The organism is Deinococcus radiopugnans ATCC 19172, assembly GCF_006335125.1.
Taxonomy (GTDB): domain Bacteria; phylum Deinococcota; class Deinococci; order Deinococcales; family Deinococcaceae; genus Deinococcus; species Deinococcus radiopugnans.
Map to the genome: position 1 here is coordinate 33,832 of NZ_VDMO01000020.1, position 18,207 is coordinate 52,038.

General features: G+C 68.3%; 18 protein-coding genes. 9 read left to right on the forward strand and 9 right to left on the reverse strand.

Annotated features, from left to right (window positions below; genetic code table 11):
* The first annotated feature begins 327 nt into the window (after positions 1-327).
* Positions 328-1,500 carry an amidohydrolase family protein gene (locus FHR04_RS15885; protein ID WP_139404276.1) on the forward strand — a complete coding sequence of 391 codons (1,173 nt, stop codon included), beginning with the start codon at positions 328-330 and terminating at the stop codon, positions 1,498-1,500.
* 161 nt (positions 1,501-1,661) lie between these two features.
* On the opposite strand, the gene FHR04_RS15890 is transcribed toward FHR04_RS15885, so the two are convergent.
* The gene (locus FHR04_RS15890; RefSeq protein ID WP_139404277.1) at positions 1,662-2,150 is read right to left on the reverse strand and encodes a hypothetical protein; all 489 of its coding nucleotides are present in this window, start codon (positions 2,148-2,150) and stop codon (positions 1,662-1,664) included.
* Between the two features lie 50 nt (positions 2,151-2,200).
* Positions 2,201-2,857, reverse strand: coding sequence for a ribonuclease HII (locus FHR04_RS15895; RefSeq protein ID WP_139404278.1), 657 nt, complete (start codon positions 2,855-2,857; stop codon positions 2,201-2,203).
* A 95-nt stretch (positions 2,858-2,952) separates the two neighbouring features.
* Here FHR04_RS15895 and rpe point away from each other — a divergent pair, with 95 nt between their 5' ends.
* Genes rpe through FHR04_RS15920 form a run of 5 tightly spaced genes read left to right on the forward strand, consistent with a single transcriptional unit; the run spans position 2,953 to position 6,660 of the window.
* Positions 2,953-3,627 carry a ribulose-phosphate 3-epimerase gene (rpe, locus tag FHR04_RS15900; RefSeq protein ID WP_139404279.1) on the forward strand — a complete coding sequence of 225 codons (675 nt, stop codon included), beginning with the start codon at positions 2,953-2,955 and terminating at the stop codon, positions 3,625-3,627.
* A 16-nt stretch (positions 3,628-3,643) separates the two neighbouring features.
* Complete coding sequence (locus FHR04_RS15905) at positions 3,644-4,366, forward strand: 2-phosphosulfolactate phosphatase (protein ID WP_139404280.1); 723 nt, start codon at positions 3,644-3,646, stop codon at positions 4,364-4,366.
* Positions 4,367-4,394: 28 nt separating this feature from the next.
* Positions 4,395-4,892 carry a PsbP-related protein gene (locus FHR04_RS15910; protein WP_139404281.1) on the forward strand — a complete coding sequence of 166 codons (498 nt, stop codon included), beginning with the start codon at positions 4,395-4,397 and terminating at the stop codon, positions 4,890-4,892.
* Between the two features lie 41 nt (positions 4,893-4,933).
* Entirely contained in the window at positions 4,934-6,169 is a 1,236-nt protein-coding gene (nspC, locus tag FHR04_RS15915; protein WP_139404282.1) for a carboxynorspermidine decarboxylase, read from the forward strand.
* Positions 6,170-6,180: 11 nt separating this feature from the next.
* Positions 6,181-6,660: a nucleoside deaminase gene (locus tag FHR04_RS15920; RefSeq protein ID WP_139404283.1), complete on the forward strand. Its 480-nt coding sequence runs from the start codon at positions 6,181-6,183 to the stop codon at positions 6,658-6,660.
* A gap of 234 nt (positions 6,661-6,894) precedes the next feature.
* On the opposite strand, the gene FHR04_RS15925 is transcribed toward FHR04_RS15920, so the two are convergent.
* The 3 genes from FHR04_RS15925 to FHR04_RS15935 form a co-directional block, all read right to left on the reverse strand.
* The gene (locus FHR04_RS15925; protein WP_139404284.1) at positions 6,895-8,067 is read right to left on the reverse strand and encodes a DUF4384 domain-containing protein; all 1,173 of its coding nucleotides are present in this window, start codon (positions 8,065-8,067) and stop codon (positions 6,895-6,897) included.
* Positions 8,068-8,253: 186 nt separating this feature from the next.
* Positions 8,254-9,030, reverse strand: a complete 777-nt coding sequence (locus tag FHR04_RS15930) for a DUF554 domain-containing protein (protein ID WP_139404285.1) — start codon at positions 9,028-9,030, stop codon at positions 8,254-8,256.
* Between the two features lie 139 nt (positions 9,031-9,169).
* Positions 9,170-10,138, reverse strand: a complete 969-nt coding sequence (locus tag FHR04_RS15935) for a leishmanolysin-related zinc metalloendopeptidase (protein ID WP_170213985.1) — start codon at positions 10,136-10,138, stop codon at positions 9,170-9,172.
* A 493-nt stretch (positions 10,139-10,631) separates the two neighbouring features.
* Here FHR04_RS15935 and FHR04_RS15940 point away from each other — a divergent pair, with 493 nt between their 5' ends.
* Positions 10,632-10,835 (forward strand): helix-turn-helix domain-containing protein, encoded by a 204-nt coding sequence (locus FHR04_RS15940; RefSeq protein ID WP_039683501.1) that lies wholly within the window; start codon positions 10,632-10,634, stop codon positions 10,833-10,835.
* 28 nt (positions 10,836-10,863) lie between these two features.
* The gene (locus FHR04_RS15945; RefSeq protein ID WP_183944823.1) at positions 10,864-11,589 is read left to right on the forward strand and encodes a hypothetical protein; all 726 of its coding nucleotides are present in this window, start codon (positions 10,864-10,866) and stop codon (positions 11,587-11,589) included.
* Here the strand turns inward: FHR04_RS15945 and FHR04_RS15950 are convergent.
* The 4 genes from FHR04_RS15950 to FHR04_RS15965 are packed head-to-tail and all read right to left on the reverse strand — an operon-like array spanning position 11,528 to position 15,238.
* Entirely contained in the window at positions 11,528-12,454 is a 927-nt protein-coding gene (locus FHR04_RS15950) for a phosphotransferase enzyme family protein (protein ID WP_170213986.1), read from the reverse strand. The two genes, FHR04_RS15945 and FHR04_RS15950, sit on opposite strands and share 62 nt — an antisense overlap.
* Before the next feature lie 8 nt (positions 12,455-12,462).
* Positions 12,463-13,716, reverse strand: coding sequence for a cytochrome P450 (locus tag FHR04_RS15955; protein WP_139404287.1), 1,254 nt, complete (start codon positions 13,714-13,716; stop codon positions 12,463-12,465).
* Positions 13,716-14,588: a DivIVA domain-containing protein gene (locus FHR04_RS15960; protein WP_249039163.1), complete on the reverse strand. Its 873-nt coding sequence runs from the start codon at positions 14,586-14,588 to the stop codon at positions 13,716-13,718. Before FHR04_RS15960 ends, FHR04_RS15955 begins: the two co-directional genes overlap by 1 nt.
* Positions 14,585-15,238 (reverse strand): YggS family pyridoxal phosphate-dependent enzyme, encoded by a 654-nt coding sequence (locus FHR04_RS15965; protein WP_139404288.1) that lies wholly within the window; start codon positions 15,236-15,238, stop codon positions 14,585-14,587. Before FHR04_RS15965 ends, FHR04_RS15960 begins: the two co-directional genes overlap by 4 nt.
* 355 nt (positions 15,239-15,593) lie before the next feature.
* On the opposite strand from FHR04_RS15965, the gene FHR04_RS15970 reads away from it, so the two are divergent.
* Entirely contained in the window at positions 15,594-18,206 is a 2,613-nt protein-coding gene (locus tag FHR04_RS15970) for a BamA/OMP85 family outer membrane protein (RefSeq protein WP_039683493.1), read from the forward strand.
* Position 18,207 lies beyond the last annotated feature (1 nt).

An 18,207-nucleotide genomic window follows, 5' to 3' on the forward strand; every position in this document is an offset into this window, starting at 1 on the left:
TTGGGGCATCTGCAAATCATGCGGTGATGGGGGTAGACGGGGGCGCCCCCCGCGTCTGTTCCGTGCATTCGAAATGCAGGCTCCTCCGCGGCGCTTCCCACTTGCTGTGTCTTCTCCTTCCAGCCGGGTGTTCCAGGTCTTTCATCCTTTCCACCGAAATCCGCATCGAGATCTGCGCGGGCTGTCGATCGGCCTGAAGGCCGGCCACAGGCTGAGACCCGATCTGCGATTGACGCAGCCTCTGGGCGTCTTCAATCGTCTCTCACTTGTGCAACAAGTCAATCATTGAGCCTGTTCGCTCTCTGCCGTCCCCTCTAACATGCCCACATGACCCACCCTGCACCCGATCCCTTCAAGCCCCGCCTGCTCGTCTGCGATGTGTTGTACACCGGCATGGGGGGAGGCCACGCGCCGGGCGGCGTCGTCGTCGTGGGCGATACGGTGGCGGCCACCGGCGATCCGGCGCAGCTGCGCGCCCGCTACCCGCAGGCCCAGGTGGAAGAGGTGGGCGGCGTCATCGCCCCGCCGCCGGTCAACGCGCATACGCATCTGGACATGAGCGCCTACGCGTTTCAGGCATTGCCGTACTTTCGCTGGCTGCCTGAAGTGGTGATCGCCCAGCGCGAACAACGCGGCGTGGCCGGGGCACTGGCCGGGGCCGACGAACTCGCGCGGCTGGGCGTGGGCGGCGTGGGCGACATCGTGTGGTCCGGTGAGGTGATGGACGCCCTGCTGGCCCGCGAGGACCTGCGCGGCGTGTTGTACTTCGAGGTGCTGGGAACGTTCGCTGAACAGGCCGACAAGCGATTTGCCGAAGTGCGGCAGCGGGTGGAGGCGTGGCGCAAACTGGAGCGGCCCGGCGGCCCGCGCATCGGGCTGACCCCACATACGCCGTACACCGTCAGCCACCGCCTGATGCGGCTGGTGGCCGAGTACGCGGCGGGCGAGGGCCTGCCCCTCCAGATTCATGTGGCCGAGCATCCCAGTGAACCGGAACTGTTCGCCACGGGCGCGGGGCCACTGTGGGACCACCGGCTGCCCGCCTTCTGGCCCGAGACCTTCGCGGAAGTGATCGGGCGCGCACCAGAGCCGGGGCTGACCCCGGTGCGCTATCTGGACGAACTGGGCGTGCTGGCCGCGAAGCCCACGCTGGTCCACATGGTCAACGTCACGCCGGACGACATCGCGCGGGTGGCGCGGGCCGGCTGTGCGGTGGTCAGTTGCCCGCGCAGCAACCATCATCTGGAGTGCGGCACCTTTCCCTGGACGGCTTACGCGGCGGCTGGCGTGGAGATCGCGCTGGGCACCGATTCCGTGGCCAGCGGCGAGAGCCTGGACGTACGCGACGACGTGGCCTTTGCCCGTGGCCTCTACCCCGCCCTCGATCCCAGAGTGCTGGTGCGCGCCGCCATCAAGGGAGGCGGGCGCGTGCTGGGCCTCCCCACACCGTTCATCCGGCGCGGGGAGGCGTGGTCAGAGGACTATCTCTGGAAGGTCTAGAGCATTTGTCAAAACGGCTGTTTCCTTTTGACCGAACGGACTGGCACAGCTCGCAGAGAGGGAGTGAATTTCAACGAGCAGTTGGGACTGATTCAGCTCCGCAGGAGAGAATTGCAGCATCAGAAGTCTTCTTTTCTGATGCTGCAATTCGGACAACTGCGCTAGGACCGCCCGCTGAGGTTGGCCTCGCAGGTGCCGGTGGCCACCAGTTGACCGTTGCGCAGGTAGTTGAGGGTGCCGGTCAGAGGGGTGGCAGACAGGTTCTCGATCTTGCAGGTGTAGACCACACGGTCAAAGCTGGCGGCCCCGGCGTCACCTACCCAGCGGAATTCGGCGCTGCGGCGGTCCGGATCGTAGGACGCCACCGCGAAGCCGGCGCGGTTGTCGTTAAAGCCGTTGTACTCGTCGCGGGCGCTGGACGAGGCGAAGACGCCCTGCACGTTGACCAGATCGGGAATGGTCACGGTGGCGACCACGTTGCGGCTGTCCACCACGCCGCCGACCGTCCAGGTCTGCCCGACGGCCAGCGGCCCGAACTGCAGCGGCCCTTTTTCTCCATCCGTGGAGGAGAGCAGCGAGGCCACCGGAGCGCAGGCTCCCAGCAACAGAGGCAGACCCAGGGCCAGCGGCAAGACAGCGCGTTTCAACATGGCCGCAGAATACGGGCCGCAGATGAGGAAGCTGGGAAGCGCGGGACGGGTCAGGCCCACGCCGGAAACAGGCCGCCCTCACCGTCTTCCAGCAGGCGGCGGATGGGCGCGAAGCTGCGGCGGTGGACGGCACTCACGCCCAGTTCCTCCAGCGCGGCGCGGTGGGCGGGCGCCCCGTAGCCCTTGTGGGCGGCAAAGCCGTAACCGGGGTACTGGGCGTCCAGCTCACGCATCACGGCGTCGCGCTCCGTTTTGGCCAGCAGACTGGCAGCGGCCACGCTGTAACTCAGGGCGTCGGCCTTGGGCGGGGCGCTGAGGGGCAGCGCCGTGCGGAGTTTCAGGTAGTCCGTCACCAGCGCCTGCGGCGGCGGAGTCAGGCGTTCCAGGGCACGCAGCGCCGCCGCGTGCGTGGCCCCCAGGATATTGAGCCGGTCGATCTCGTCGGGCCAGGCGTGTTCCACGGCGTAGGCCAGGGCCACCCGGCGCACCTCAGCGGCGTATTCCTCACGCTGGGCCGCCGTGAGCTGTTTGCTGTCGCGAAACGGGTACTCGGTGGCCAAGCCGGGCAGGATCACTGCCGCCACCGTGACCGGCCCGGCCCACGCCCCGCGTCCGGCCTCGTCCACCCCGGCCACCCGGAAATACCCGCGCCGCCAGTGCTGGCGCTCATAGGCCCAGTCGGGCGTCACGGAGGGCACGGGAGGCATGGGCCAAAGGTAGCAGCCGCCGCCGTGTGCGTGGCCCCGCAGCCCCCGGCGGCAGCCGCATCCGGATTTGTAAGCCATGTCGTAAACTGCCCGGCGTGAGTGCCGAAGCCGACAGCCCCCGCCCCGTCAAACTGGCCCCCAGCATCCTGTCCTGCGACTTCGCGCATCTGGCCGATGAACTGCAGGCCATCGCCGGGGCCGACTGGGCGCACGTGGACGTGATGGACGGGGCCTTCGTGCCCAACCTCAGCTTCGGGCTGCCGATCCTGGCGGCGGCGCGGCGGGCCAGCAACCTGCCGATGGACGTGCACCTGATGATCGAGCGGCCCGAGCGCTACCTGAAAGACTTTGCCGCCGCCGGCGCCGACAGCCTGACCGTGCATGTCGAGTCCACGCCGCACGTTCACCGCGCCGTGCAGCAGATCCGGGAACTGGGCAAGCGGGCGGGCGTGACCCTCAACCCCGGCACCCCACTGGAGGCGGTGCGGCCCGTCCTGGGCGACGTCGATCTGGTGCTGGTCATGAGCGTCAACCCCGGTTTCGGCGGCCAGAAGTTCATTCCCGCCAGTCTGGAGCGCATCCGCACCCTGCGCCGCTGGCTGGACGAGGCGGGCAGCGCCGCCGAATTGCAGGTGGACGGCGGCGTGTCCAGCACCAACGCCCGCGCGGTGGTCAGCGCTGGGGCCAGCGTGCTGGTGGCGGGCAGCGCCGTGTTCGGCAAGGACGGCGCACGGGCAGGCCTGGAACGCCTGCGGGAAGCCCTGAAATGAGGGCGGGCGGGCGCGCGTGAGGCTGCGCGTCGATCTGCTGCCGCACGGAACCTACCCGGACGTGGTGCTGGTCATCGACGCCCTGCGGGCCACCACCACGGCGGTGGCGTACCTGGAACGCGGCGCGCAGGCGCTGCTGCTGACCAGCACGCCGGAAGTGGCCCTGGCCCTGCGCGGCACCCGGGATCAACTGGTGCTGGCCGGGGAACGCGGCGGCCTGCCTCTGCCCGGCTTCGACTTCGGCAACAGCCCGGCCGAGGCGGGAGCACAGAACTTTGCGGGCCAGACGGTGGTCATGAACACCACCAACGGCACCGGGGCCGCCCATATCGCCGCGCAGAGCGGCAAGCACGTGCTGCTGGCAGCCCTGACCAACGCCCACGCCGCCGCCCGCCGCGCCCGCGCCCTGGCCACCGAGGGCATCGCCATCGTCTGCGCCGGCACCGACGGACGGGTGGGCCTGGAGGACGTGTACACCGCCGGCGTTCTGGCCGAGTACCTGCTGGCGATGGGCGACTTCACGCTGGACGACGGCGCGCGGATCGCCCTGACCGTGCGCCGGGGCGGCGGCGATCCCGCCGAGGCGCTGGCCGGCAGCGCCCACGGCGTCCACCTGATCAGTCTGGGGCTGGGCGAGGACGTGGAACTCGCGGCGGGCCTCAGCACCAGCACCGTGGTGCCCACGCTGGAGCGCGGCGAGGACGTCCCCGAAGGAACGCTAAAATTCGTCGCGGGCTAGGCGGCATATCTGCCCGCTACTCTGCCCCATGCCGACCAAACTTGTCCTGAGCCTCGCCGGGCTGACCCTGCTGGGTTCCGCCCTGTCTGCCACCTACACGAACACCGAGAACGGCTTCTCGGTCACGCCGCCGCCCGGCTGGACGCAGCTCAGCGTGCCCGGCGTGGCGGTGGCCTTCGCCGACAAGCCGCAGGGCGATTTCACGCCCAACCTGAACGTGGCGGTGCAGCCGTTGCCGGCCGGCATCACGCTGGCGCAGTACCACGCCCTGAGCCTGGATCAGGTCAAGAAACTGATCACCGACAGCAAGATCATCAGCACGCGCGCCACCACGCTGGGCGGAGCCAAAGCCCAGGAGACCGTCTACACCGGGCGGCAGGGGCAGTTCAAGCTGCATTTCATCTCCACCTACGCGGTCACGGGCGGTAAAGCCTATCTGGTCACCGCCACGACCAAGCAGGGGCTTCAGGCCAAGATGACGCCCACCAACGCCGCGTTCGTGAAGAGCTTCAAGCTTTTGCGTTGAGGAAGGCGGTTGGCCACGCCCCGGCCCGCTAGACTCCGGGCATGACCGTTTCCGACTCCCACACCGCTGAGGTTCAGCTTTCTGCCGTCACGCCCACGGACAGCATCGACTGGGCCGCCATTCCCAGCCCGGCCTTCGTGCTGGACGAGTCGCGGCTGCGGCGCAATCTGGCGCTGATCTCGCACATCCAGCAGCAGAGTGGGGCGCGGATCATCGTGGCCTTCAAGGGCTTTTCGATGTGGAGCACCTTTCCACTCCTGCGCGAGTACGGCATCAGCGGCGCGACGGCCAGCAGCCTGAACGAGGCGATCCTGGCCCGCGAGGAGATGCGCGGCGAGGTGCACATCTACGCCCCGGCCTACAGCGACGAGGAAATGCCACAGCTTCTGGAACTGGCGGATCATCTGGTGTTCAACTCGTTCTCGCAGTGGGAACGCTTCAAGCCGCAGGTGGAGGCCGCCCGCACAGGGGGCCGTGAGATTCACGTCGGCATTCGCATCAACCCCGAGTACGCCGAAGTCGAGACGGATCTGTACAACCCCGCCGGGCCGTTCTCACGTCTGGGCGTGACCCGCCGCGAATTCCGGGCAGATCTGCTGGACGGCGTGGACGGCCTGCACTTCCATACCCTGTGCGAGAAGGACAGCGACACGCTGGAGCGCACGCTGGAAGTCGTCGAGCGTAACTTCGGCGAATTCCTGCCGCACATGAACTGGGTCAACTTCGGCGGCGGCCACCTGATGACCCGCGAGGGCTACGATCTGGAACGGCTGATCCGGGTGGTGCGCGCCTTCCGCGAAAAATGGGGCGTGGACGTGATCTTGGAACCCGGCAGCGCCTTCGGCTGGCAGACCGGCTGGCTGGTCAGCCGCGTGCTGGACATCGTGCACAACGTCAAGGACGCCGCGCTGCTGGACGTGTCGGTCAGCGCCCACATGCCCGACGTGCTGGAAATGCCGTACCGCCCCCGCATCCTGGGCGCGGGCGATCCCCCCGAACACGAGCACCGCGAGGCCAACGATTACGGCGGCGGCTATCCCTACCTGATCGGCGGCACCACCTGTCTGGCGGGGGACGTGGTGGGCGAGTACGTGTTCGAAAAACCGCTGAAAATCGGTGACCGCGTGGTCTTCGACGACATGATCCACTACACGATGGTCAAGACCACCTTCTTCAACGGCGTCAAGCACCCCGACATCGGCATCCTGCATCTGGACGGCAGCTACGAGCGGATCAAACAGTTTGGCTACGAGGAATTCAAGGCCAAGCTGAGCTGAGGAGGACACGCATGAACGACACCGACCGACAATATCTGACGCGCTGTGTTGAATTGGCCGAGACGGCGCTGAGCACCGGGAATGACCCTTTCGGCTCGCTGATCGTGTCGGAGGCGGGCGAGGTGCTGTTCGAGGACCACAACCGCACGGCGGACGGCGACGCCACGCAGCACCCCGAGATCGCGATTGCCCGCTGGGCTGCCGCAAACCTCTCACCAGAGGAACGCAAGCGGGCCACGGTCTACACCTCCGGCGAACACTGCGCGATGTGCGCCGCCGCCCACGGCTGGGTGGGGCTGGGACGCATCGTGTACGCCAGTTCGTCCGAACAACTGACCGGGTGGATGAAGGAGTTCGGCGCAGAACCAGGGCCAGTCAACCCCCTGCCCATTGGGGACGTGCTGCGCGACTCGGATGTCGAGGGGCCGGAATCATCGCTGAGCGGACGCATCCGGGAATTGCACCGTCAGAACGTCCAGAAACAGGGCTGAAGCCTGAACAGCAGAGCGCCCCCGCACTCGCCACGGAGTCGGGGGCTGTCTGCTTTGAACGGAATGTGGGTGTCGGGGAGGTTTGGAAGATGCGCCGGGGCAGATCGTTTGCCCGCGGAGGCGCGCGGATTAGAACCCGGCCCGGGGTGGGCAGGGAAAAAGAGTGCCGGGCATGGGGTCACGAACTGGGTGTCCAGTCATGCCCGGCGCAGAGGGAGCAGGTGGGGGTGGGGCTTATTTGCGGTAGATCTTGACGGCGCCGCCCACGGTGCGGATGCTGCCGCCCTCGAAGTCGGCGGCCCAGGCCCCGTTCAGCAGGGACTGATCGCGGGTGGGGAAGCCCAGGAAGCTGCCGCTGCCGCCCAGGCCCTGGTAGGACTTGAGCACCGGGCCGGTCAGCCAGAAGGTGCCGTACTTCTGCGAGTCGTACAACGCGCCGTTCTGGAAGAAGCCGTACAGGCCGGTGGTGCCGTAGCGGTTCTGTGGGATGACCTTCTCGTCGCCGGCGGCCCAGCCCAGCCGGCTCGGCGGGCGGGTGGCGCCGTTCTCGGCCTGGGCCAGCGCCAGGTAGCGGGCCAGCAGGCGGCCATGCACCGAGTACGAGCGGCTGCTGCCGTTGGCGTGCAATAACGCTGCGTCGCCATACGCGCCAACGCCGCCAAACTTCTGCCACCAGCCGTCGCCCCAGGGCACGGCGTAGGTGGTGGCCTGACCCAGCGACTCGCCCCCCTTCAGGCGGGCGTAGGCGTCCACCATCGCGCTGTCGAAGGAGCCGTCCTCGCGCTGGCCCGGCTGAATCCGGGTCACGGGCGTGGGCTGGGGCTGCGGGGTCTGCGCCACGTTGCCCACCCGGAAAAAGGCGGTGTCGGTGACCCAGGCGTTGTCGGGCAGCGGATTGACCACGATGCTCAGCGCCTGCGCCAGGCCGTCCTGACCCTGCACGCTGACGGTGGCGAAGTTCTGCTGCCCCTCGAAGATGGCAATGTCGTTCAGACTCAGTTCGGTGGTGCTGACCACGGCCAGCAGCTTGTCCTGCCCGTTCGGGCCGCCGACGCTCAGGCTGTACCTGGCGCCGTTCCCCGGAAAGACCCGCGTGCCCGCCGGGACATAGTTGCTGTCCTCGTAGGCGTTCGGGAAGAACAGATCAATGTTGCCGTCCGCATTCACGTTGAACAGGTACAGGTAGGCGTCCGCATTGGTCTTGACCCCCACGCTGATGCGCTCGCCGATCTGGTAGACGGGATTGCCATCGCCGCTGGCGTCGCGGTTCGTCCAGACCTGCACGTTCAGTTCCGGCTGCGTGGGGTTGACGATGATGCTCTGGGCGCTGATCTTGGGCGCGGCCAGGGTGGGCGCGGCCAGAGCCAGCAGGGCGGTCAGGGCGGAGATGCGTTTGAGGGTGGACATGTCGGGCCTCCTGGACATTCAGAGTGGACGTGTGATGCTGCTCGGTTTGAATGCGCGTAAGGTACGGGCTGAACCTGACGAGGCACTGATAGGCCGCGAGCATTAACGCCCGTCAGAAACCAGCCGCCCAAGTGGGAGTGGCCCAGCATCCCCTGCCTGCACCGCTTTGTCCTTGCTGTCCCTCGGTTATCCCGCGATCCGTTCCGCCACCCACAGCAGCAGCGGGGCCAGCAGCAGCGCCGGCAGCATGCTGCCCACCCGCACGCGCCGGTCTTCCAGGCCCAGCCCGGCCAGCATCAGATTCCAGCTGATGCCCACGATGCTCAGGCCACCGGCCCCGGTCAGCACCAGGATGTACGGGTTGGTCTTGAGGGTCTCGGGGTCCGCGCCGCCCAGCAGCGTGGACGCGAAGCCCCCGGCAGCCAGGCTGATGCCGCCCTGCACGATCAGCACGGTCACGGCGCTGAAGCCCACACCCAGGCCATACGCGCCCGCCAGCGCCAGCGCCGAGATGCCGTCCAGCGTGCTTTTCAGGATGTAGCTGCTGCTGTCCCCGGTCAGGCCGTTCTGCAATCCGCCCACAAAGGTCAGCGGCCCCACGCAGAACAGCAGGCTGGCGGCCACGAAACCCTCGGTAAACCGGCCCTCGCCCTTGAAGCGCGTCCGCAGGCGTTCGCCCAGGCGGTTCAGCCCTTCCTCGATGCCCAGCGCCTCACCGATCACCACGCCGGCCGCCAGGCTGACCAGCGCCACGATCACCCCCGGAATGCTGCCCGCCGCCACCCGGTTCAGATTGCTGGCCATGTCCAGCCCGATAAACACCGTGACCAGGCTGAGGGTCTGGAGCAGCGCCTTCTGCGTGCGCGCGGGCAGACGCCCCCCCACGGTCAGGCCGATCAGTGTGCCCAGCAGCACGGTGCCCACGTTGACCAGCGTGCCCGACAGTTGCGAGAGAAGACTCATCGGGACGCAGGGTAGCGCGTGGGCCTGGGCCAGGGGGGGAAAGGCCTGGATCGTCGACGGGGGTGTCCTTCTGGCCCGCGTCCACGCAGCAAAGCCCCCACCTCGTCAGTTTGAGGTGGGGACGAAAGGGCTTGAACGTTTACTCGCTGCGGTAGGTGGGCGTGATCAGCTGTTCGCGCCCGCCGAGTTCCAGCGTTTCGCCCACGCCCTGAGCGCCGACGCTGGGAATGCGGTAGGCGTCCGCCGCACCGTAATTGACCGCGTAGCCCATGTCCTGCAGGCTGCCCACGCTCATGCGCGACAGCGGGTTGAAGACGCCGCTGTTCAGGTAGCCGGTCATCAGTTCGGTCTTGAAGGTGCTCTCGCGCCAGTGGCCGCCCGCCGTGCCGGGGCCGCCCTGGTTTTCCACCGGCACGCTGCTCAGGGTGCCGCCCACCGCGCGGTACTCGCGCAGGCCGTTACCGCCCTGATACGTGGGGTTGCTGCCGCCAATCCCGCTCACCAGCCCGAAGCGCTGCCACAGCGTCCCGATGCCCAGCGAGTGCCCCAGCTCATGCACGGCGATGTCGGCCAGCTGGCTGCTGAACTGGCCCAGATCGGCGGTGTCGAAGACCAGCGTGCTGTAGGTGGTCAGGCCGCTGGCGCTGCGAATGCTGCACGGCCCGCTCTGGGCCAGGATGCCGCCGGGGCCGTCGATGTCGGTGTTGCCGGTGAACACCAGCAGATCGTCGATGGTGCCCACGTAGGCTGCGTTGCTGCCGCACGATCCGGCGCGGATGTTGGCGCGGTAGCTGGGCAGCCCCTGGGTGATCACCTTCTCCCAGCGGGCGGCGGCGGTACGCATGGCGTTCTGCACGCTGGCGCTGCTGCCCGGCGCGAACTTCAGCGTGATGTTGTAGCGCTCGGTGGCCTGCTCCTGAAGCGGGTTGCGCGTGAGCTGGGGATCAATGGGCAGATCGCTGACGTTGACCTGCGTGGAGGCTGGAGCCGCCGCGTCGCCTTGCAGGGCGGGTGTGGCCGCATTCTGTGAGCTGCCGCACGAGGCCAGCACGGCGCTGAGGGTGAGGGTGGCGAGGGCGAGACCAAGAACCTTGCGGGGCTGAGCCATGAAAGAACCTCCGGGGTGGGACTGACAGCGCCTGACCGCCTCGCACCACGCCAGCATTCCAGGCCGGTCTGGCTGGAAGGCCGGGGGGGGCCGGGGCACAGGTTGTGGCTGTTGGCGCCTACAGTATTTCGCCGCGCATGAAAAAACTGTAAAAGAATTCTCTTGGGCCGCCACAGGCCCATGTCCCGGCGAGGAAGTGGGGACTTTGTCGGCTGCAGCAGCGCATTCTCGGTTTTCCCGCTCTTACGGGGGCGGATCCCGCGGCCGGATTCCCCCGGCGGGGGCGGATGTGGCCCTGACTTTTGGTGTGGTACTCTCCGCGCAAGTTGAAACGCACCGAAGTCCACTTCGTGACCGCGCGCCCTCAGGGCGACGGGCCGGGTGGCGGCGCCGTTTTGGCCTGGCCTGGGGCGGATCATGGCCTGAACACTGAAATCAAATCCTGTCTGGGGCTGCCGTGTGGCGGCCCCGCGCTCTTTTTGGGAGGTCCAAGATGACCCTTTCAGACCAGTTCCAAAGCCTGCCCATGCTCCTGAAGGTCAGCCAGGTGGCCGACTTCACCGGCACCCACGAACGCACCGTCCGCCGCTGGATCAGAGACGGCCGTCTGGGCGCCGTCGAACATCCCAGTGGTCTGCGCGTGCCGCGCCGCGCCCTGTGGCGCTTCCTGGGCCTGGACCTGGCGCTGAGCGCGTAACGCCCCGGCAGGCTATGCTGCCGCTGCGATGGCCCAGGCACCCCCCGAACTGAGCGCGGCTCTGGAACGCGGCGAACCCGCATCCTTCTACTCTCCCCTGCTTCCACCAGACCCCACCGAGGCGGCGCGGCTGGCCCTGTTCCTGGGCCGCCCCCGCCTCGCGGTGCTGTGGGCCGGGGCAGACCCGCTGACGCATGCGGCGGCCCTGTTGCGCCTGGGTGAATCGGATCAAGCGCTGCACGTTCTGCGTCCGCTGCCGGATACCGCCCGGCCCGCCGCTCTGCGTGCCCGCGCCCGCTGGCAACAGGGGGACGCGCGGGCGGAGGCCGAAACCACGCACGCCCTGGCCCTGGCCCGTCAGGAGGGCGATGTGGGGGCTGTAATCGCCGCCGCCACCCTGCGCGGCGAGCAGCTGTTGCCCCAGCCGCATGCTGCCCTGCGCGCCCTGGCCGAGGGCCTGAAGGTCTGCGAGGCCACCGGGCAGCCCAGCGACGCGCACCTGCTGGCGGTGCTGGCCCACGCGCAGCTGCGGCTGGGCGGGGCGAAGGGTGGGCGGACGGCGGAAAAAGCCCTGGAACGCAGCCTGCCGCGCAGCCCGGCCCGCGTGCTGGCATTGCTGGCGCTGGCGAGGACGGCAGAAGCCATTGCTGAGGCGGCAGACGGGGAGCTGGCAGCGGTGTGGTGGCGGGACTTTAATCCAGACCAGACTCGCGCCACGCCTGAGCAAACGGCAGGTAGGGCGGCGGGCGAATAAAGACCTTGGGGCCGGGATTGTGTTCGAGGTACACGCTCTCGAAGACCCAGACATTGCCCTCCTGCAACTGCGCGTACAGACGAACGCCGTCCAGCAGTTCCGCCGCACCCAGCGGGAGAACGTGACGGTAGCCGACCAGAAAAGCCCGCGAGAGGGCCGGATGCAGGCGCAGGCTGTAGTCCAGCACACGCGCCACCTCCCACGCACGCGGGGCCAGGCGACACAGTTCCCAGTCGATCACGGCCACCGGCTGACCGTCCTCGAAAAAGACGTTGCCATCGTGAAAATCGCCGTGCAGGAAGCGGAATGGAAAGGCAGAGGCGAACGCGGGCTGGGGCGAGCTTCGCAGCAGGGCCAGCCGTTGCCGCGTGCGCTCCAGCGCCCAGCCGTCGGCCTCGTCAGGATGGGGCAGCTTCAGGATGGCCTGCTCGATGCGCTCCAGGCGTTCCCGCGTTCCACCCCCTCTGGACGTGCCGACGCGCGGCACCTCGAAGGCCACCGTCTGCGGCAACCGGGCGTGCAGGTCAGCCAGAAAACCACCCAGGCGCTCCACGTCCAACGCCGTCAACGCCTCGCGGGCAATGACCGCGCCGGGCGCCCGCTCGAACAGCGCTGCCCACGCGCAGCCGAGCTGGCCGATGGTGCCTCCATTTTTCAAGGGCACCGGGCGCGGCGTCGAACTCCCGGCAGCCAGCGCGGCGGCAATCACGGCATGTTCGCGCTCTATGCTCAGGCGCTGGGCCTCGCGGTACACCCGCAGGTGAAAGCAGCCCGCCTGCGCCTCGACGCGGTGCGCCCCGTTGATGCTTCCACCGCCCAGCGGGGTAACCGCACTGACTGCGCCCACGTTCCACTGGCGGGCCACTCCCTCCCTCAACCGTTCACCACGTCCAGCCGCGCCAGCCCACGAATGACGAAGCCGCCGGTGTACTGGCCCGGCTCGTCGGCATGCTTGAGGCGCAAGTCTGGCAGCGCGCGGCACAGCGCCCGCAGGCTCAGGGCCAGTTCCAGCCGGGCCAGCGGCGCGCCCAGGCAGTAGTGGATGCCCAGCCCGAAGGTCAGGTGCGGGTTGGGATCGCGGTTCAGGTTCAGGGCGCCGGGCACGTCGAATTTGCGCGGGTCGCGGTTGCCGCTGGCATACAGGAGCGACACCCGGTCTCCGGGCTTCAGGGCCGCGCCGTGCAACTCCATGCTTTCCAGCGCAATCCGCTCGAACATCGGCAGCGGCGTGTCGAAGCGCAACAGTTCCTCGGCAGCGCGGCGGAACAGGGGCAGGCTGTCCTCGCGCGGGGCCGCCGCCACCAGCGCGTCCCAGTGCTCGCGTTGCCTGAGAAGGGCCAGCACCCCCGCCGCCAATCCGTTGACGCTGGCCTCGTGCCCGGCGTTGAGCAGCAGAATGCAGGTGTCGATCAGCTCCTGCTCGCTGAGCCTGTCACCGTCTTGCTCGGCCCCCACGAGGGCGGTGATCAGGTCATCCTGCGGCTGGCGCCGGCGCTGCCCGCTCAGCTCACGCAGCAGGGCGCTGAAGTCCAGCACGGCGCGTTCGGCCTCGGCCTGCGCCAGTGAATCGGCGCTGGGCTCGTACAGCCGCACGATGGCGGCCGACCACGGGCGCAGCAGGGCGCGGTCTGTTGGCGGCACGCCCAGCAGTTCGGCGATCACCGTGACCGGCAGCGGCTCGGCGTAGTCGGCCACCAGATCAAAGGCTCCAGCCTCGCCCAGCCCGCGCAACTGCCCGGCCAGAATCGCTTCGATACGCTTCTGCAGGCCTTCCACCCGGCGCGGCGTGAAGGCCAACCCCACCAATGAGCGCAACCGGGTGTGCTTGGGCGGTTCACTGTCCAGCAGGTGGTTGCCGTTGAAGGCGTCGAAATGCTGCTGCGCGGGATCGGGCGGCGGCCAGCCCAGCTCGTCGCGCGAGTAGCGGTGCAGGGCGCTGCGCCCGAAGCGTTTGTCACGCAGCACCGCACTGATGTCGGCGTAGCGGGTCAGCACCACCCGGTTCATGCCGGGATCAAAGAACACGGGCGTCGTCTCGCGCAACTCGGCCAGCAGCGGATAGGGGTTCTGGACGAACGCCGGGTCCGTGACGGGCAGGCGGAACACCGGCAGATTCGGGGGCGACATCACAGGAACTGGTGGTTTTCGAGCAGGTCCGTGTCCTTCTCGCCGTCCTGCTCGGGGGCGGCGTCCCCCGCGTCGGGCAGTTCCCGCGTCTGTGCCTGGGTCTGCGCCCGGCCTCCACCCTTGAGATGCTGGCTCGGCAGCCCGGAAACCGGCAGGGGCATGTCCTCGGGCAGCACGTGGCGGGCCGAGAGATCGGAAAACGAGGTCATCAGGGCGCGGTAGCCGCTCAGAAACTGCACGTACTCCTGACGCGCCCCGGCCAGACGCGAGGTCAGTTCGGTGTGGCGCTCGTTGAACTCGCGTTCCAGCGCGTTGATGCGCTCGGTCTGCACGCGCTCGCGCTCCAGCAGCAGCTGGTGGTGGTCACGCTCCAGATCGGCGAAGCGGGCGTGGAAGGTGGCCTCCAGCGCGGTCATGCGCGCGCCGTGCTGGGCCTCGAATTCCACGTTGCGGGCCTGGGCCTCGCGCAGCATGCTCTCGCCCTGGGCGGTGGCATGGGCCACGATCAGCTCGCTTTCCTTCGTGGCGTTCTGACGCAGGTCATGCGACATCTTCTCGGCGGCCACCACGGCGCGGCGGATCTCGTCCTGCGAGGCTTTCAGTTCCTCCAGCTCGCGTTCCAGCCGGGTGCGCGTCTCACGGGCACGCAGCTGCTCGCCCAGCAGCGCCTCAAGTTCGTCGGACACCTGGGCCAGAAAGGCGCGCACGCTGTCGCGGCGGTACCCGCCAAAACGGCCGGGAAATTCCTGGTGGCGGATGTCCAGAGGCGTCAGGCGGTTGGAATCCCGGCGGGCGGTGGTGCCGGGGGTCAGTTCGGAAGCCCGTTCGGGGCTCAGGTCAACTCGGGTCAGGTCAGTCATGGGCTCAGTCATTGAAACAGGCTCCTTCCCACCCGCACCAGGGTGGCTCCGGCACGCACGGCCAGCGGATAGTCGCCGCTCATGCCCATGCTCAGTTCGCTCAGGCCCAGATCGTGGGCACGCCGCGCGGTGTCGGTGAAGAGCCGCAGGATACGGCTTTCGGCCTCGGCCTGCGCCACGTCCGCGCCGAAGTCCGGGGCCATGACCATCAGGCCGCGCACACTCAGGCCCGTTTCACGCACCTCGCGCAGGGTCTGGGCCAGTTCGTCCGTCGGGACGCCGTGCTTCTGTTCCTCGCCGTTGTGCAGTTGCAGCAGCAGGTCCGGGGCGTGGCCCCACTTCCCCGCCGCCTCCGCGATGGCCTGGGCCTGCCACGCCGCCTCAATGGCATGCACGAGGGTCACCGGGCGCAGGTACTTGATCTTGTTGCGTTGCAGCGGGCCAATGTAGTGCCATTCCCAGTCCGGGCGCTCGGCGGCCTTGTCGCGCAGTTCCTGGGCGCGGCCCTCGCCCAAGGGAAAGGTGCCGTGGGCCAGGACGCAGCGCTCGATGCTGTCCAGGGTCTGCCCCTTGGTCACGGCCACCAGTTGTGCGCTGCCTGACTCGCGCCCGGCCTCCTGCTCCAGCGCCCGCAGGTGGGCCACCACGTCCGGCAGGCTCATGCGGTGGCCCCCATGCTGAACAACCCGGCCCTGAACAACCCGGCGCCCGTGGAACAGCAGCGCTCTACACCCGGCGCAGCCGCGCGAACCATTTGAATCCAGGACATCCCCCCATTCTGGCCCACCCCGGCGGGGGGCTCAAGAGCCAGTCTGCCGGCCCAGGCCCGCCGCCAGGACAGGCCTGGGCGAACAGATGGACCGCGGCGCACCCGATCTTCACCCTTCTCAGGGGGCGAACGGCAACTGTGGACGCAGTGATCGCCCCATCCGGCCCTCAACCCTGCCCTGCCCGCGCCCCGCTGCGGGCATTTGCGCGGTCAGGGCGAGTTCAGAGATGTGCGAAACTAGGAGAAGAATGCGACACCCCCTAACGCTCGCCGTGACCGTCGTTCTGGCCGCGCCCGCCGTGGCCCAGACCGCCGGCACCGTTCAAGACATCACCGTGGCCGGAACCAGCGATCTGCTGGCGAACTTCCTCAAGGCCACCCTCAGCGTCCAGCCGGGCGCGCCGCTGTCCAGCGTCAACCTGCGCGCCGTCGAGCAGGAAGTGGTGGCCACCGGGTACTTCAAGAGTGCCGTGGCCGAACTGCGCACCGTGGCCGGCAAGGACACCCTGAACGTCACCGTGGTGCCCAACCCCACCATCGCGGCGGTGGAGGCCAGTGGCCTGACCTTCCTGGAGCCCGACGCCTTCAAGAAGTCGATTGGCGAGTTGCTGAACATCGCCCCCGGCGCCACGCTGAACACCCAGCGCATCGATCAGGCCAAGGAAGCCCTGGCCCAGAACTATCAGGCCGAGGGCTACCCCTTCGCGCCCAGCATCAGCGCCGAGACCAAGGCGGGCGCGGACGGCAACGTCACCGTGACCTTTGTCGTCGACGAGACGGCGCCGATCAAGCGCGTGGAGGTCAGCGGCGTGACCCTGTTGCCCACCGCCACCGTGACCAACATCTTCAAGCCGCTGTACGACGCCCGCAAGTTCACGCCGGACCTGTACTACGGCGCGGTGCAGCAGCTGCAGATGGCCTTTGACGACGCCGGATACCTGCAGGCCGGGGTGGACGTCCGCAACAGCACGCTGGCCGACGGGGTACTGAAGGTGGCGGTGATCGAGGGCAAGGTCGCCGCCGTGGACCTGAGCAACCTGGACAACCCCAAGGTGACGCTGCAGACCGCCGCCGGCAAGCCGGTGACCCTGGCCAGCCTGCAGGCCGACGTGCGGACCCTGGCCAACCAGACCGGCAAGCCGGTGGGCTTCGCGCTGCAGCCCAACCCCGAGAATCCGGGCGAGGTCACCGTGCTGTTCGGCGCGTCGGACGTGGCGTCCGGTCCGGTCAAGACCATTGCCATCACCGGCAATACCCTGGTGCCCACCGCCCTGCTTCAGGCGGCGGTCAAGACCAAGACGGGCGACATCTACAGCCCGCAACTGGCGCAGGACGACTTCCTGGCGCTGCGCGACGTGTACCGCAAGGCCGGCTACGAGATCAGCACCCGCGACGCGGTGACCTTCAAGGACGGCGCGCTGAACTTCAACATCCGCGAGGTCCGGCTGGTGGGCTACGAACTGGCGTGGCAGGGCGAGCACCGCACCAAGGACCGCGTGATCCTGCGCGAGTTGCCCGAACCCGGCAGCGCCTTCAACCGCGAGACCCTCAGCGCCGCGCTGGGCCGCATCAGCCGCCTGGGCTTCGTGAGCGTGACCACCGAGTCGGTGCGCAGCGATCCCCAGAACCCTGAAAACGTGACCTACGTGCTGGGCATTGCCGAAAAGGCCAAGGGCATTCCGGTCAGCCTGGGCCTCACCTACGACAGCTTCGCGGGCGGCTTCAGCGGCGACGCGGCCTATACCAACCCCAACACCTTCGGGCTGGGCCACAGCTTCACCGTCGGCATCGGCGCGCAGCAGAACGACGCCGGGCAGAACTTCAGCGGCAACGTCAGCTACACCATTCCCTGGCTGGACCTGAAGTTCCTGGACTTCCAGAAGAACCGCACCAGCGTGTCGTTCGGCGTGGGCAGCACGGTCAGCGGCAACAATGCGGTGTTTACCCGGCCCACCGACTCGCCGGAAACCACCGGCGCCCCGGCCAACACCGACACCGGCTACGACTACACGGTCCGCAGCACCGGCTTCAGCGTCAACACCGGGCGCAACCTGACCCGGTACCTGTACGCCAACGTGGGCGTGGGCGTCAGCTACAAGACCTACTACCTGGAAGCCCTGAAGGAAGGGGAAAAAGGCACCGCCGAGATTCCAGGCAAGGACGGCCAACCCGCCACGACCTACACCTTCGACGCCAAGAAGGCCGAGAGCCTGCTGCCCCAGGCTGGGGTCACCACCCGCGTCAGCGGCAACCTGAACTACGACAGCACCACCAACCCCGAATTCCCCGACAGCGGCTTCCGCGCCAATCTGGACGCCGGGTACAACTTCGGGCGGCAGGGCGAGACCCCGCTGCGCTGGAGCGACATCGAGGCGGGCGGCAGCACGTACTACGGCTTCGGGCGCACCATCGAGAAGGACCTGGGCCTGCAGACCAAGCAGCAGGTCTTCGCGGTGCGGGCCAACGCGGGCACCATCCTGAACCAGGACAGCGCGCCGGGCGGCACCGGCTTCGCCGTCGGCGGGGGCAGCACACCCCAGGCCTCGCGGCAGATTCGCGGCCTGTCCGACGGCTCGCTGTTCGGCATCAACTACTTCACCACCAGCGCCGAGTACCGCTTCGACTTCGGCCTCAAGGCGGGCATCGCGCAGGGCCTGTACGGTGTGGCCTTCGCGGACGCGGGCAGCGCCTGGGGCACCAAGGAAAACCCCAACTTCAACCTGAAGTACGGCGTGGGCGCGGGCGTGCAGCTCAACCTGGGCATCGGCGGGGCGCTGCTGCCCAGCCTACGCTTCGACTATGGCTACAGCCCCCAGGACGCGGGCGGCAAGTTCTACTTCCGCATCGGCAACTTCTTCTGAA